The organism is Commensalibacter communis (genome assembly GCF_947179105.1).
GTDB classification, from domain to species: domain Bacteria; phylum Pseudomonadota; class Alphaproteobacteria; order Acetobacterales; family Acetobacteraceae; genus Commensalibacter; species Commensalibacter communis.
Genome location: NZ_CAMXCK010000001.1, coordinates 416994 through 431508 on the forward strand (window position 1 = coordinate 416994; position 14515 = coordinate 431508).

Below are 14515 nucleotides of genomic sequence, written 5' to 3' on the forward strand. Positions count from 1 at the left end.
ATTTGTTTAAGGATTAAATAAATGAACTTGATTTAAATTAGTAGGATGAATCACATAGGTTTGTTTAGATTTATCCTTTGACAAGTAATTATATACTTTTAATTTAGCGTTATTCGGTGTTAGTAAGTAATATGAAACGTTATCATTTTGTTCTTTTTTATCTAGATTAAAAGCTATGATTACTCTTTTCTTTGTATAGAAAAAATACTTTAAATCATTAAATGATGGTAACATATCAAGATCATGTAAAAAATCATTGTAAATAATCTGACCATATAAAACTAATTTGTTTTTCTCTATGAAAATAATTTGCTCTCCAATATCTGTTTCAAAAGAGTTTCTGAGACCCGTTTTATTTTGAATACTATCTTGACTTGCTCTATCAAAAAAATATGTTTTATCCCATTTAAAAGGTAAAATTTGATTTAAATCAACCACACATTCTTTTTGCTCTTTGCAATTATTTTTTAAGTATAAAAAAAGAGTTTGTTCAAAATCTTTTTTTACAGAAAAATATATAAAAAGCGTAAAGACAACTACTCCAATACAAATTATCGAATATTGCTTTAATTTCATATTTTTAACCTAAAACCTAAGTTTTTATATTCTCTTAAATAATTTTGAATTATAGAGCAAAAGATTAATTTTCTGATGCTTCTTTATAAATACATTTAAATAATATATATAATTTGCTAAAAGATCTTTCCTTTATTTTAAAAAACAGTTGTTATTACATGTCAAATCCTTTGAAAGTTGAACTCTTAAGTCCCGCGGGGACATTAAAATCCATGCGTTATGCATTTGCCTATGGTGCAGATGCTGTTTACGCGGGACAGCCTCGATATAGTTTAAGAGTTCGGAATAATGAGTTTAATCACGAGAATCTTAAAATTGGGATTGATGAAGCTCATGCTCAGGGGAAATGTTTTTATGTGGTGGTGAATATTGCCCCTCATAATGCAAAATTAAAAACCTTTATCAAAGATTTAGAACCTGTGGTTGCAATGAATCCAGATGCATTGATTATGTCTGATCCTGGATTGATTATGATGGTGCGTGAAGCATTTCCTGATATGGCTGTGCATTTATCTGTGCAAGCAAATGCAGTAAATTGGGCGACCGTGAAGTTTTGGCGTCAAATGGGCTTAACACGCGTTATTTTGTCTCGTGAATTATCGATCAAAGAGATCGAAGAGATTCATCAAAACGTGCCTGATATTGAATTGGAAGTCTTTGTTCATGGTGCATTATGTATGGCATATTCAGGACGTTGTTTATTGTCTGGATATATTAACCATCGTGATGCAAACCAAGGAACCTGCACCAATGCTTGTCGTTGGCAATATGGTATTGAGGAAGGCACTGAAAACGAAGTTGGTGAGATTGTAAGCAAGAAATCCGAAAAGCAAGATGGATGCTGTCAAGAGAAAGAAGAAGTCCAACCCACATTAGGCGAGGGGCCATCGACTGATAAAGTCTTTGTATTACGCGAAGGCACCAGACCTGAAGAGGAAATGACAGCTTTTGAAGATGAACATGGTACGTATATCATGAACTCCAAAGATTTACGTGCGATCCAACATGTAGAGCGTTTGGTGAATATTGGGGTTTACTCTTTGAAAATCGAAGGTCGCACAAAATCACACTATTATGTAGCTCGTACTGCTCAAGTTTATCGCAAAGCAATGGATGATGCGGTGGCAGGTCGTCCTTTTGACACTAGCCTATTAAGCACATTGGAATCTTTGGCACATCGTGGCTATACCGAAGGGTTCTTGCAACGTCATAAACATAATGATTATCAAAATTATGAAACGGGTTCTTCAGTTTCCATTAAACAACAATTTGTTGGTGAGTTCACAGGACAACGCCAAAATGGCTTGGCAGAAGTTACGGTAAAAAATCGCTTTGAAGTTGGTGATCGTTTGGAAATGATGACCCCAAAAGGGAATATCAGTTTCACACTTGAAAAAATGGAAAATACCAAAGGTGAAGCAGCCACAGTTGCACCAGGAAATAGTCATACGGTTTATATTCCTATCGCTGATGATGTGCAGTTGGAATATGCATTGCTGATGCGGTATTTGGATGGGGAATAAGAGATTATTTCTATAGGCATTTTCGAAGGCTGATCTAATAAAAGATCAGCTTTTTTTATTTTAAAAATATTATAGAATCGAAATAAAATTTTAATAAATAGCTGTTATCAAGATAAATGATATGGGGAGTAATACGAGTGAAAGTTAAGAGTGTCTTTATCATTATAGTTTAGTAGACAGAAATTTTAAAATAAATGAGGTAGAAATAGTTACGATATTTTTATATATATAGTCTGTGAGTTCGTGATGTAATAAATATAGTGAAGTGGGAGAAAATCAAAGATGTTTGCAATTGATGAATCTGGTTATACTGGTTATGATCTTCTTAATAAATCACAACAGTGGCAAGGTGCTTGTGCAATAAATATTGATGATGATGACGCACGCCATCTTATCAAACAACATTTTCCTAGGCTTCAAGCTTCAGAGTTAAAGTTCAGCTCTTTTAAAAGGCGGGATGGAAATTAAAAACCGATTTTTTATTTGCTGCAAGACTTACTCACTAACTTTCAATGTGTTACTTGTATCGCAAATAAACGTTTTATGTTGACTCTAATGTTTATAGAATACGCTGTAGAACCACTCTACTACGATCATAGAATAAATCTTTACGAAGATGGTGGCAATTTTTCTACGGCCTCAATGGCTTATTATGTATGTTCAGGCTTTTTTGGTAATGGTTTTGATATTATTCTTCAAAAATTTCAAGACGCAATGCGTCATAAAACGCCAGCAACAGTTGTTTCACTCATTGCTAGTGTTTTAGCAGTGGATTGGAGGAGTTTATCTGAGGTGCTAGGACCACTTGCTTTGAGACACCCAGATTGTATTGATGCAATAATGAATCCAAATACATCTACTGATGCTGCATTTATTATTCTGAAAGCATTAATATCTCGTACAGAGCAGATGTCAAATGAGCCATATAGTATCAAGCACGATCGTTCGGATAATCTCTTACAGTATAACCATTATCTTACTACGCTTATTAATTGTAAGGAAAATGCAAAATTTAAAGGATCTGAAATTGCTAGTATTCAATTCCCCTTAAAACTAAAAAATGTAAACCAAGTTGACTCAAAACTTAGTCCAAGTGTTCAGTTATGTGATGTTTTGATCGGTCGTACCATATCCGATATTCGTGAATTTGCAGAAAATAAATCATCATCAACTTGTTCTGTTTTAAATCTTTATAGTGATGATCAACTCATTTATTTTGTCCCTAATATAGATTTTGAACAGCAGAAAAAATTCAGGAGTGGTAGCCAAGGAAATGAACTTATTGATTTCGTTGCAAAGCAATTTCATAAATCAGTTGGGTAAGGGATGGTTGTTTCTAAAGCTCTGAATTATGTATATAGAATTAGCTTTTCTATTGCATGATGGTTGGTTTAAATTATTCTCAGATTAAAAATATTTATAAAGTTATTCTTAACGATTATAAAGAAGCATGCTTAATCAAAGATAAAATCACATTTGACTTATATGAAGCTATTGGTGTCGAAAAATGTCAATAAGAGCTGGCAAATATAGCAGGTATTTTTATTGATAATATCTAAATAAAATTTATTCTTCAATTATACTGTATATTTTAATTTCTGACTTATTTTCTTTAATTGTTAATTCATACATTGCTTACTACGTAATATAATAAGTGTTAATTAATTTAGGCTTATAATTTTAATGCCATCCGTTAATTTAATTGGTGAAAGGGTCATTATTATAAGAATTAACAGTGTTTTGTTCAAAGTTAAAATAATTTTGTGTATGACTATAATCATATAAAGGTACAGGCTGAATATAGCTTCCGTCCCAGTTGGGTTCCATATGCAAAATACGTTGATTTAAGGGTGGATGAGTTGAAAATAATTGCCTAGCACTATTGGCAAAAAACATATGGCTATAGGCTTTGCTATTAGAGGTATGAATAGTTGAACCTTCGATACTTCCACCAATTTTTTTTAACAAAGAGGCAACAGCATGGGGCATTCGGGTAAATTGTGCGGATGATGCATCGGCAAGGAACTCTCTTTGGCGGCTGACACTTGCCTGCATAATATTTCCCCACAATGCTAACAATGCCCCCAAAGCAATAAATATCAGGCAAAAGAAAGCCATAATGGCAAGACCGCCGCCACCTTCTTTGGAAGATCTGTTACGGCTTCCTCTGCCCATATTGATAATGAGCTGATAGGCAACAGTCATTAATACATACATTCCACAAATAATAGCTGTGAAACGTAGATTAATACGCATATCCTCGTTTAAGATGTGACTTAATTCATGACCAATCAAAGCCATTAATTCTTCACGAGTTAAGACATCCAAAGCCCCTTTGGTAATTCCAATCCCCGCATCATCAAACGTATATCCCGCAGCAAAAGCATTAATGCCTTGTTCGGCATCCAAAATATATAGGTGAGGTGCGGGAATATTGGCAGCAATCGCCATTTCAGCAACCACATTAATGAGTTGTCTTTCTTGAAAATTTTGTGCTTGTTGTGGATGAATATATCGTCCGCCTAGTTGCTCTGCTATAACGTAGCCCCCAACTTTAAATTGGGAAAATTTATACAAAGCAACAGGAATAACTATGCCGATCGTACCACCTAATAATATTCCGATGATTTCCCAAGGAACACTATCAAAATCTCTGGGTAAATATCTTTTTTCCCAATAATCAATGCCGATGGCCGTAAGAATAGGAAGGATGACCGTACCAATAATAAACAGAACGACAAAAATTGTCGTATTGTTACGCGCATTATGTTGATGGGTAAAAAAACTCATAGGGATCGTAACAGAATTAATTAAAGTTAACTTTGGGAGCTGATTGAATTTGAGCTGAATCTTCAAATTCCAATAATTTTCCTTCTTCGGTATGACCAACTAATGGGGCTATAAATACCGCAGGAAATGTTTTTAATGCAATATTATAGGAGGTAACAGCATCATTATATGCTTGTCTTGCGTAACTGACGCGGTTTTCAGTAGAAGTGATTTCTTCACTTAATTGCATCATATTGGTACTGGCTTTTAAATCAGGATAGGCTTCTAACTGCAAATTTAATCCTGACATATTTCTATTGAGATTTTGTTCAGCTCTATTTAATGCTTGAATATTCTGACCGTTGGTTGGATCAGCGGAGGCATTTTTTAAAGCGCTGATTGCTTGGTTTCTGGCTTCGGTAACTTTGATTAAAGTTTCGCTTTCATGCTTCAAATAAGCTTTGGCAGTTTCAACTAAATTTGGAATTAAATCATATCGACGTTTTAATTGGACTTCAATTTGTGCAAAAGCATTTTTAAACTGTGCCTTGAGACGAACAAGTTGATTATAAATTGAAATCAATATAATGATTCCAACAATAACAATCGCAACAATAATAAGCGTGGTTATGTTCATATCGATCTTACTACCATGTAAAAAAATGTAATGTCGTATCTTAGCAAAAAATAAGCGAAATAAATATTAATCTTTTTATGTTTATACTATGAATATCAGTTATAAATAAATTTCATATATAAGATGGGTTGATTAGACTACTTAGTAAGTAGAATGGTTTTCAAACATGTTAAATACGCAACAGTAAGGCTGCCATCAAAGCAACGCATTCTTTTACAATGGGAAAACATCTGAAATTCATATATGAGTTAGGAAAGCATATATTGAAGGACTTTAAAGATGATTAGCTCAGGCATCAGCACAGGTTTGATTGCTATTATTATTATATTATTTGCTGTGGTAATGACATTGTTTAAAGGGGTTCGTATTGTTCCTCAAGGACAGCAGTGGATTATTGAGCGGTTAGGAAAATACAAAGAAACATTGGGGGCAGGATTAAATATTGTTGTTCCTTATGTAGATCGTGTAGCGTATCGTCTGTCTAATAAAGATCAAATCTTAGAAGTCCCTAGCCAAGATGTAATTACCAAAGATAATGCTGTTGTGACGGTCAACGCTATTTGTTTTGTCAAAATTGCAGATCCACAAAAAGCAGCCTATGGGGTTGAGGATTACGAGCAAGCAACTGCGAGTCTGGCCATGACATCATTGCGTGCCACCATTGGGAAAATGGATTTGGATGAAAGCCTTTCTTCTCGAGACATGATCAAAGCTGAATTATTAGGCGTGATGTCTGATCAAATGACAGATTGGGGCTTGATTTTACGCTCAATTGAAATTCAAGATATTGCCCCATCACCATCGATGCAAGGGGCTATGGAACAACAAGCCGCCGCAGAACGTCAACGTAAAGCAACAGAAACCAGAGCCGCTGGAAATAAACAGGCCGCTATTTTAGAAGCTGAAGGGATTAAGCAATCCACTATTTTACGTGCAGAGGCTGAACAAGAATCTGCAACAAGGCAAGCTGCTGCTGCGATTTCTTTGGCAGAAGGAACAAAAAGAGCCAACCAGCTTCTTGCTGAAAGTATCAGTGGTGAGGGTGGTCAAGCAGCGCTAAATTTCCAACTAGCAACACGTTATGTTGACGCATTATCTGCTTTATCTCAAAGCAATAATACCAAAGTCGTTGCAATGCCATCCGAGCTATCACAATCCATAGGCAGCTTGATTAATGCAGGGGTTGTATTAGGAACAACCGCAGAAGTTGTTGCTGATAAAAAGAAGCAAACTCAAAATCAAACAAGCACTAATTTCCCTTGGAATACCGAAAATAGTTCAACATAAATTATACTCATTAAGTAAGAGAAGATAAAATGGTCATAGATTTACATACACTTTGGTTAATGTGGATTATTATTGGTGCTATTCTTTTACTTGTAGAGTTATTTACGACCACTTTTTTTGCGTTGTGGATGGCTGGGGCAGCGATTGTTCCAGCAATTTTATCTTTTATTTATCCCAATGTAAGTTTGGAATTTCAAATTATCGTTTGGATAATCGCGATGTGTATCTGTGCATTTTTATGGATGCGTTTTTCGAAAAGAGATACACCGCTTGAAAATATCGATAAAGAGTTAATTGGACAAATCGGTATCCTTGCTAAGAAATGTGATGCTGAAAATAAAGGGATATTGTTATTACAAAAACCCGTTGATGGATTATCACAATGGGAATGTGTGGCGAACTATCCTATTCCAATGGAAACACGCGTCGTTGTGATTAAAAGAATTGATCAACGGTTATTACAAGTTGATTTTGAGAAAAAATAATTTAAAAATAGTAATCATTGACTAAACTATGCAAGAGGCATAATGGGTATAGGTCTGTTTGTAGTTTTTCTTTTATTGTTTGTTGTTGTATATTACTCTTGCAACAACAATTCGTATTGTCCCATAAGGGCAACAACTCATTATCGAGCGTCTAGGAAAATATAAAACAACTTTGGGTACAAGTTTAAATATCTTAACGCCTTTTGTTGATAGGGTTGCCCATCGTCTCTCGACCAAAGATCAGATTTTAAATGTTCCAAGTCAAGATGCCATTACCAAAGATAACGTATTGGTAAAAGTAAATGCTATTTGTTTTATCAAAATTATTGATACTCAAAAAGCGGCTTATGGCGTTGAAAATTATGAACAAGCAACCATCAGTCTTGTGATGACCTCTTTATGTGCGACGATTGGGAAGATGGATTTAGACGAAAGTCTTTCCTCCTCTGAATCTATGCAAGTTGCAATGGAACAACAAGCTGCGGCTGAGCGTCATCGTAAAGCAGCTGAAACACAAGCTGCAGGGAATAAACAAGCCACTGTTTTAGAAGCGGAGGGGATAAGGCAATCAACGATCTTGAAAGCAGAAGGAATTAAACAGTCTACCATTTTAAAAGCTGAGGCAGAGCAAGAGGCTGCGGTCAGACAAGCTGCTGCGGCAGTATCTTTGGCAGAGGGTACAAAAAGATCAAATGAATTATTAGCAGAAGGAATAGAAGCGGTTGATGGTCAATCTGCTTTGAATTACCAGCTTTCAAAACAATATATAGAAGCATTGGCTTTGTTATTTAAAAGTGAAAGCAATAAAGTACTAATTATGCCTCCAGAATTATCTCAATCGATGGGTAATTTAATCAATTCCAGTTTTGTTTTGGGTGCTACTAACGAGTTGGATGAAAAAGATAAATCTTAAAGTCAGTGGTTAACTATGAATGTGATGTCTTTATGTATTCTTTCGAAAATTCAATAAAGGCATCGTTTTCATAGTAATAAATTATTGCTTTAAATCAATTTCTAGCGATGGTGCTGTTAATTGTGCTTTGGCATACTCTATAATATCTTGATTAATTGCACCATCTAACAGTTTGATCTTTCCATTTCCTTGCACTTGTTTTGGTAAATTGTCATTGATCAATTTTATTAACCAGATCGCAATAAACGACCTGCATTACTTTTGGCAAATAAGAGCAACAAGATTTCAATAGTCTGTTTTTGTTGCATAGAAGCTTTTGGCTCATATTGAAACCATTGCTCGGACGATTGCCACGCTATATTTAACCATTGTTCTAATCTAATTTCATCAACCACTTTAAAATCAGGAAGTCCAGATTGTCTGCGTCCAGTGACTTCGCCACCGCCTCTGATTTTGAAATCTTCGTCAGCAATTAAAAACCCATCTTCGGTATCTCGTAGCAGAGCAAGACGTTTTTTTGCTGTAAAATTGATTTTATCATCGTGAAGGAGTAAGCAATAAGATTGTTTTTCTCCTCGACCAACACGCCCTCTTAATTGATGGAGTTGGGCTAGGCCGAAACGCTCCGCATGTTCGATAACCATAATATTGGCGTTGGGGATATTGACGCCAACTTCAATAACGGTGGTTGCAACCAAGATTTTGGTTTTATTTTGTGCAAACGCATCTAAAGCATCTTGTCGTTCTTGGCTATCTTGTTGGCCATGAGCTAACCCCACAATATCTTCACCAAAATGATGTTTCAGCTCGTTAAATCGATCTTTGGCAGCTGCCAAATCCATGACTTCGCTTTCTTCAACCAAAGGGCATACCCAAAAGATTTGACATCCTTGAGAGACCATACGTTCAACGCCTTGCAGGATTTGTTCCATACTGCCTAGATTATGCAAGGTGGTATGAATGGGTTTACGCCCTGCGGGCTTTTGAGTCAGGCGACTGACTTGTAATTCTCCCCACCGTGTTAGTAATAAAGTTCTGGGGATTGGGGTGGCGGTCATGACAAGAATATCGGTATTTTCTCCTTTATCCCCCAGTTTAATTCGTTGCTCTACGCCAAAACGATGCTGCTCATCAATAATAACCAGAGCAAGATTATGGAACGCCACGCCTTCTTGAAATAAAGCATGGGTTCCAATTGCAATTTTTGCATCACCATTCTGGATTTTTTCAAGCGCTTCTTTTCGTGCACTGCCTTTGACAGAACCACTCAGAAATACAGTTTCGACTGAACATAATTGTGAAAAGACCTCAAAATGTTGTCTGGCTAATATCTCGGTGGGCGCCATGATAACGGCTTGATATCCAGCCTCTACAGCGTGTAACGCGGTTAATAAAGCAACGATTGTTTTTCCTGAACCGACATCGCCTTGTAATAAGCGCAGCATCCGAAAAGGGCGTTCGAGATCTTGTTTAATTTCTTGTAACGCATGAACTTGCGATTGCGTTAATGGATAACCAAATTGTTCCAAAGCTTGATGAGATAAGGTTTGGTCTCCTATTAATGCTCGACCAGGATTTTTCTGTGTCGCTCTTTTTGCCTGCCCAATAGCCAGTTGTTCGGCAAAGAGCTCATCAAAGGCTAATCTTGAACGTGCTCTACTTTCAGCAGCTTCATAAGATTGATTGTCAAATAACTCTGGAAAATCACCTGGAAAATGTAAAAGATGTAAAGCATCTTTAAACCTCGGCCATTGATTTTGTTGAACGATTGTGGGATCAATCCATTCAGGTAATATTGGGCATTTGGATAAGGCAGAACGGAGGGCTTTGTATAGATTTTTAGGAAATAATCCTGCTGTTAATGGCCAGACAGGCTCTATTAACGGGATCATATATTCATTTTCTATAGATTCCAGATAATGAGGATTTGTAATTTGTAAACGATTGCCATAAGTTTCCAACGTGCCAGATACAATAATTTGTGTATTGGGTTGGATTTTCTTAGCTTGCCATTGAGAGAAAAAGCTGAGTTCGGCGTTTTTAGTGCCATCCGTGACATGAATCCGCCAGGGTTGCTTGCTGCGTAATGGTCTTTCAATATGGATAACTTTTAGTTTTACTGTGACAATCCTACCTGGGATTGCATTTTGCAGTTGAGGGCGATATCGTCGATCGATAATATTTTCAGGCAGGTGAAACAATAAATCAATAACGCGATACCCACCAACCGCTCTGGCAATCAGTTCGCTGGTTTTTGGTCCAATACCATCAAGGGAAGATAAAGGAGCAAGCAAAGGGGATAAAGCAAGTTGTGTTGTCGATGAAATAGAGGTTTCACCCATGAGATGGCTCGGTTATATTAGAGGTCATAAAAGCGTTTAAGATAAGGTATATTGCATCATGGATCAAAAAGAAACAATGACGGATTTAGAAATTCGTAAACGTCGTTTAATCTATCAAGGGAATTATCGTGGATCTTATGAAGCAGATTTGTTAATTGGTCGCTTTGTAAAGCAGCATATTGCAGTTATGGACGAACGAGAGTTAAATGAGCTTGAGCATATTATGAGTTTAGATGATACCGATTTAACCTTGTGGTTGACGGGTGCAAAAGAAATTCCTTCTGAACTATTGGGTATTCCAATGTTTCACAAAATGCGTGAATTCGCAAAAATTATTCATTCAAAATTATAAGATTTAATAACGAGGAGAGATAGAATGAGGGATACCTCATCAAAACAGCAGAACAATTTGTTGCCAATATGGGGTGTTCCAGATGGATATGATGCCTTTTTGTTAAAACGTCACGCTTCGGAATGTTTTATTAAGGATAAGAAAACTTTGGTTCATGTTGCCCGTAATGATGCGGATATGATCCGAATTGCTGATTTATTGAATTTCATTGATCCGAGTTTGGAAGTTTTGAACTTTCCGGGATGGGATTGTTTACCTTATGATCGGGTTTCCCCTAATAAACGGGTTGTTTCTGAACGTGTAGCAACGTTAACACGATTACTAGAGCCTGTTACTTCGCCCAGAATTGTTTTAACAACGATCTCAGCACTTTTACAGAAGGTAGCCCCTCGTTCTGTTTTTTCTGGACGTGCATTAAATATGAAAAAAGGGGACAGTTTAGATCATGAATTCTTAGTCGAACTCCTTGTTTCTCAGGGGTATAATCGAACAGATACAGTGATGGAGGCAGGAGAGTTCGCTGTACGCGGCAATTTATTTGATATTTTTCTTGCCGGTGAAGAAGAGCCTGTCCGTCTGGACTTATTTGGAGATGAGGTTGATTCAATTCGCTCTTTTGATCCTATTAGTCAGCGTTCAACAGGTACGATGGACGCGTTAATAATGCGTCCAACAGCTGATTTTTCTTTGGATGAAGAAAGTATTGCAAGATTTAGAACAAAATGGCGTGATTTATTTGGATCAACGGCAACAAATGATCCTATTTATGATGCCGTCTCTAATGGTCGTAGATATCAAGGTATTGAGCATTGGTTGCCTTTGTTTCATGAGAAAATGGAAACATTGTTTGATTATATCCCAAGATTGTCTTTATCGTTCGCATATCAAGCCGAAGAGGCATTACAACCTAGGTTGGAAATGATTGCAGATCATTATGAGGCTAGGAAGCAACCTGTCAGACCAAACGAAGTTCCTTATCGTCCGCTGCCTTCGGATTATCATTATTTAAATCAAGAAGCTTGGGATCAATTAATCTCAGCATATAAAATAATTTCTTTTCACCCTTTTGCAAAACCTGATGGTGCTGTGGGTGTAGATGTTGGAGGGCGCCCTGGTATTGTGTTTGCAAAAAGCCTTGCTGTATCAGAGCGTGAAAATGTTTTTGCTTTTTTTGGGAAAAAAGTTTCGGAATGGGGATCTGCGGGGCGCAAAGTGATTATTGCTGCGTGGAGCAAAGGCTCCAGAGAGCGAATTGCAACATTATTAAAAGAGCACCAGATTCCAACCCAACAGTTAGCCCGTTGGATTGAGGTAGAGAAATCTAAGGCTGGCATTGTGAATTTGTTAACTTTGGGTGTCGATAATGGATTTATTGCTGATGATTTTGCATTAATATCAGAGCAAGATTTATTAGGGGAGCGAATTTCCCGCCCACATCGTCAGCGTAAAAGGGCAGAACAATTTATTTCAGAGGCTTCTGAAATTAGCGAAGGGGATTTGGTGGTTCACCAAGAATACGGAATTGGTCAATATCAAGGATTAATTAATCTTGATATAGGTAATGCTCCTCATGATTGTTTGTCATTAATGTATCATGGCGAGGAAAAGCTTTTTCTGCCCATTGAAAATATTGAGCTGCTCAGTCGATTTGGTTCGGATCAATCAGGCGTGGCATTGGATAGGCTAGGTAGCCCAGCTTGGCAAAAGCGCAAAGCCACCATGAAGGCCCGTATTCGCGATATGGCTGATGCTTTGTTGCGTACAGCTGCGACACGTTTGATGAAAGAAGCCTCTATTGAAACGCCCCCCGAGGGATTATGGGAAGAGTTCTGTGCAGGGTTCCCATTTATTGAAACAGAAGATCAATCTAGAGCAGTGGCAGATATTATCCAAGATTTATCGTCTGGCCGCCCGATGGACCGTTTAATTTGTGGCGATGTGGGTTTTGGTAAAACCGAAGTTGCTTTGCGTGCAGCCTTTATTGCAGCAATGGGCGGTTCTCAAGTGGCTGTTGTTGTGCCAACGACGTTATTGGCTCGACAACATTATCGTACATTTATGAAACGATTTGATGGATTTCCTATTAAAGTTGCACAATTATCACGTATGGTAACCGCTAAAGATGCGACGCAAGTTAAAAAAGAAATAGCTGATGGTACAGTGAATATTGTCATAGGTACTCATGCCTTACTGGCCAAAGGAATACAATTTGCCAATCTGGGGATGTTAATTATTGATGAAGAGCAACATTTTGGGGTGGCTCATAAAGAAAAATTAAAAGCATTGCGTGAAGATATTCATGTTTTGACCCTTTCTGCAACGCCATTGCCAAGGACTTTGCAACTCTCTTTGACGGGTATGCGGGAAATTAGTCTGATTGCGACACCACCTGTCGATCGATTGGCAGTTAGAACGTTTATTATGCCATTTGATCGTGTTGTAATCCGTGAGGCTCTACAAAGGGAGCGTTTCAGAGGCGGGCAAGCATTCTGTGTCGTTCCTAGGTTGCAAGATTTACAACCATTACAAGAACAACTGATTGATATTATTCCCGATTTACGTTTGGTGCAAGCTCATGGTCGTTTGACACCGACCGAGCTAGAACGTGTGATGACAGAGTTTAGTGATGGAAAGTATGATGTTCTTCTTTCGACCAATATTGTTGAAAGTGGTCTGGATATGCCATCAGTTAATACGCTGATTATTTATAAAGCAGACCGTTTTGGATTGGGTCAATTATATCAGCTTCGTGGTCGAGTAGGGCGTGGTAAGCAACGTGGTTATGCATATCTTACGTGGCCACAAAACCATTTTTTATCTAAAAACTCTGAAAAGCGACTTGAGATCATGCAGTCTTTGGATAATTTAGGAGCAGGATTTACGCTTGCTTCTCATGATCTGGATTTGCGTGGTGCAGGGAATTTGCTCGGTGAAGAACAGTCTGGTCATATCCGCGAGGTGGGTGTTGAATTATATCAAAAAATGCTCGAGGAAACAGTCGCATCATTACGTTCAGAACGTGACAATCAACCTATTGAAAATCAGGAGTGGAGTCCTAATATAGTGCTAGGACTGGCTGTATTAATTCCTGAAAACTACGTTACTGACTTGCCAGTGCGGTTAGGGTTATATCGCCGTATCGGTAATTTAGTGCATGAAGATGAAATTGAAGCAATGCGCGCAGAATTAATTGATCGTTTTGGTGATCTTCCAGATGAAGTGTCTAACTTACTGGCAGTGGTGAAGTTAAAAGGATTATGTAAAAAAATAGGTGTTCAGCGTGTCGATGCTGGTCCAAAAGGAGTGGTGGTTCAGTTTTTAAACAACCAATTTAAAAATCTCGAAGGTCTTATTAAATGGGTAGCAGGAATTGGAGAGGGATATATGAAGTTACGACCAGATGGTAAATTGGTATATTTGAGAGAAACACCATTTGCAAAAAGAGTACAACGTACTCAATTCTTACTAGAGAAACTTCGGGAAATATACAACTTTAAATAAATAATTTATTATGTTTACAAAATACTTTACTTAAGTGTAATAATTATTATAGTTATTTATTATCATTAAATTTTTATTTATTTCGGAGAGTATTTATGTATAAAATAAATATTCTCTGTAAAATCTTGAA

At 37.1% G+C, this 14515-nt stretch carries 13 protein-coding genes; 8 read left to right on the plus strand and 5 right to left on the minus strand.

The window, feature by feature from the left end; genetic code table 11:
• Positions 1-6: 6 nt before the first annotated feature.
• Positions 7-576, minus strand: coding sequence for a hypothetical protein (locus tag PQG52_RS01950; protein WP_271827648.1), 570 nt, complete (start codon positions 574-576; stop codon positions 7-9).
• A 158-nt stretch (positions 577-734) separates the two neighbouring features.
• Here PQG52_RS01950 and trhP point away from each other — a divergent pair, with 158 nt between their 5' ends.
• The 3 genes from trhP to PQG52_RS01965 all read left to right on the plus strand — a co-directional run bounded on the left by trhP (position 735) and on the right by PQG52_RS01965 (position 3422).
• Entirely contained in the window at positions 735-2099 is a 1365-nt protein-coding gene (gene trhP / locus PQG52_RS01955; protein WP_271827649.1) for a prephenate-dependent tRNA uridine(34) hydroxylase TrhP, read from the plus strand.
• Between the two features lie 282 nt (positions 2100-2381).
• Positions 2382-2567, plus strand: coding sequence for a hypothetical protein (locus tag PQG52_RS01960; RefSeq protein WP_271827650.1), 186 nt, complete (start codon positions 2382-2384; stop codon positions 2565-2567).
• An 87-nt stretch (positions 2568-2654) separates the two neighbouring features.
• Positions 2655-3422, plus strand: a complete 768-nt coding sequence (locus tag PQG52_RS01965) for a hypothetical protein (protein ID WP_271827651.1) — start codon at positions 2655-2657, stop codon at positions 3420-3422.
• A gap of 375 nt (positions 3423-3797) precedes the next feature.
• Here PQG52_RS01965 and PQG52_RS01970 read toward each other — a convergent pair whose 3' ends face one another.
• Entirely contained in the window at positions 3798-4889 is a 1092-nt protein-coding gene (locus PQG52_RS01970) for a M48 family metalloprotease (protein WP_271827652.1), read from the minus strand.
• 16 nt (positions 4890-4905) lie between these two features.
• Positions 4906-5505 (minus strand): LemA family protein, encoded by a 600-nt coding sequence (locus PQG52_RS01975; RefSeq protein ID WP_271827653.1) that lies wholly within the window; start codon positions 5503-5505, stop codon positions 4906-4908.
• Positions 5506-5784: 279 nt separating this feature from the next.
• Here PQG52_RS01975 and PQG52_RS01980 point away from each other — a divergent pair, with 279 nt between their 5' ends.
• From PQG52_RS01980 to PQG52_RS01990, 3 genes are all read left to right on the plus strand, one after another.
• The gene (locus PQG52_RS01980; RefSeq protein WP_271827654.1) at positions 5785-6792 is read left to right on the plus strand and encodes an SPFH domain-containing protein; all 1008 of its coding nucleotides are present in this window, start codon (positions 5785-5787) and stop codon (positions 6790-6792) included.
• A 29-nt stretch (positions 6793-6821) separates the two neighbouring features.
• Positions 6822-7277 (plus strand): NfeD family protein, encoded by a 456-nt coding sequence (locus PQG52_RS01985; RefSeq protein ID WP_271827655.1) that lies wholly within the window; start codon positions 6822-6824, stop codon positions 7275-7277.
• A 139-nt stretch (positions 7278-7416) separates the two neighbouring features.
• A complete protein-coding gene (locus PQG52_RS01990) occupies positions 7417-8190 on the plus strand; it encodes an SPFH domain-containing protein (protein WP_340222229.1) in 774 nt (257 codons plus the stop codon).
• 81 nt (positions 8191-8271) lie between these two features.
• Here the strand turns inward: PQG52_RS01990 and PQG52_RS01995 are convergent, their stop codons facing one another.
• Together PQG52_RS01995 and recG are read right to left on the minus strand one after the other, a co-directional pair.
• Positions 8272-8412: a hypothetical protein gene (locus PQG52_RS01995; RefSeq protein WP_271827656.1), complete on the minus strand. Its 141-nt coding sequence runs from the start codon at positions 8410-8412 to the stop codon at positions 8272-8274.
• Between the two features lie 5 nt (positions 8413-8417).
• Positions 8418-10532 carry an ATP-dependent DNA helicase RecG gene (recG, locus tag PQG52_RS02000; protein WP_271827658.1) on the minus strand — a complete coding sequence of 705 codons (2115 nt, stop codon included), beginning with the start codon at positions 10530-10532 and terminating at the stop codon, positions 8418-8420.
• Positions 10533-10590: 58 nt separating this feature from the next.
• Between recG and PQG52_RS02005 the strand changes: the two genes are divergently transcribed.
• Positions 10591-10884 (plus strand): succinate dehydrogenase assembly factor 2, encoded by a 294-nt coding sequence (locus tag PQG52_RS02005; RefSeq protein ID WP_271827659.1) that lies wholly within the window; start codon positions 10591-10593, stop codon positions 10882-10884.
• 24 nt (positions 10885-10908) lie between these two features.
• Positions 10909-14385, plus strand: a complete 3477-nt coding sequence (mfd, locus tag PQG52_RS02010) for a transcription-repair coupling factor (protein WP_271827660.1) — start codon at positions 10909-10911, stop codon at positions 14383-14385.
• Positions 14386-14515 lie beyond the last annotated feature (130 nt).

Bases quoted from the DNA above. Each gene is read 5' to 3' on its own strand.
- PQG52_RS01970 (WP_271827652.1), bottom strand. From the start codon at position 4,889: ATGAGTTTTTTTACCCATCAACATAATGCGCGTAACAATACGACAATT.
- PQG52_RS01960 (WP_271827650.1), top strand. From the start codon at position 2,382: ATGTTTGCAATTGATGAATCTGGTTATACTGGTTATGATCTTCTTAAT.
- PQG52_RS01950 (WP_271827648.1), bottom strand. From the start codon at position 576: ATGAAATTAAAGCAATATTCGATAATTTGTATTGGAGTAGTTGTCTTT.
- mfd (WP_271827660.1), top strand. From the start codon at position 10,909: ATGAGGGATACCTCATCAAAACAGCAGAACAATTTGTTGCCAATATGG.
- PQG52_RS01980 (WP_271827654.1), top strand. From the start codon at position 5,785: ATGATTAGCTCAGGCATCAGCACAGGTTTGATTGCTATTATTATTATA.
- trhP (WP_271827649.1), top strand. From the start codon at position 735: ATGTCAAATCCTTTGAAAGTTGAACTCTTAAGTCCCGCGGGGACATTA.
- PQG52_RS01965 (WP_271827651.1), top strand. From the start codon at position 2,655: ATGTTTATAGAATACGCTGTAGAACCACTCTACTACGATCATAGAATA.
- PQG52_RS01975 (WP_271827653.1), bottom strand. From the start codon at position 5,505: ATGAACATAACCACGCTTATTATTGTTGCGATTGTTATTGTTGGAATC.
- PQG52_RS02005 (WP_271827659.1), top strand. From the start codon at position 10,591: ATGGATCAAAAAGAAACAATGACGGATTTAGAAATTCGTAAACGTCGT.
- recG (WP_271827658.1), bottom strand. From the start codon at position 10,532: ATGGGTGAAACCTCTATTTCATCGACAACACAACTTGCTTTATCCCCT.
- PQG52_RS01985 (WP_271827655.1), top strand. From the start codon at position 6,822: ATGGTCATAGATTTACATACACTTTGGTTAATGTGGATTATTATTGGT.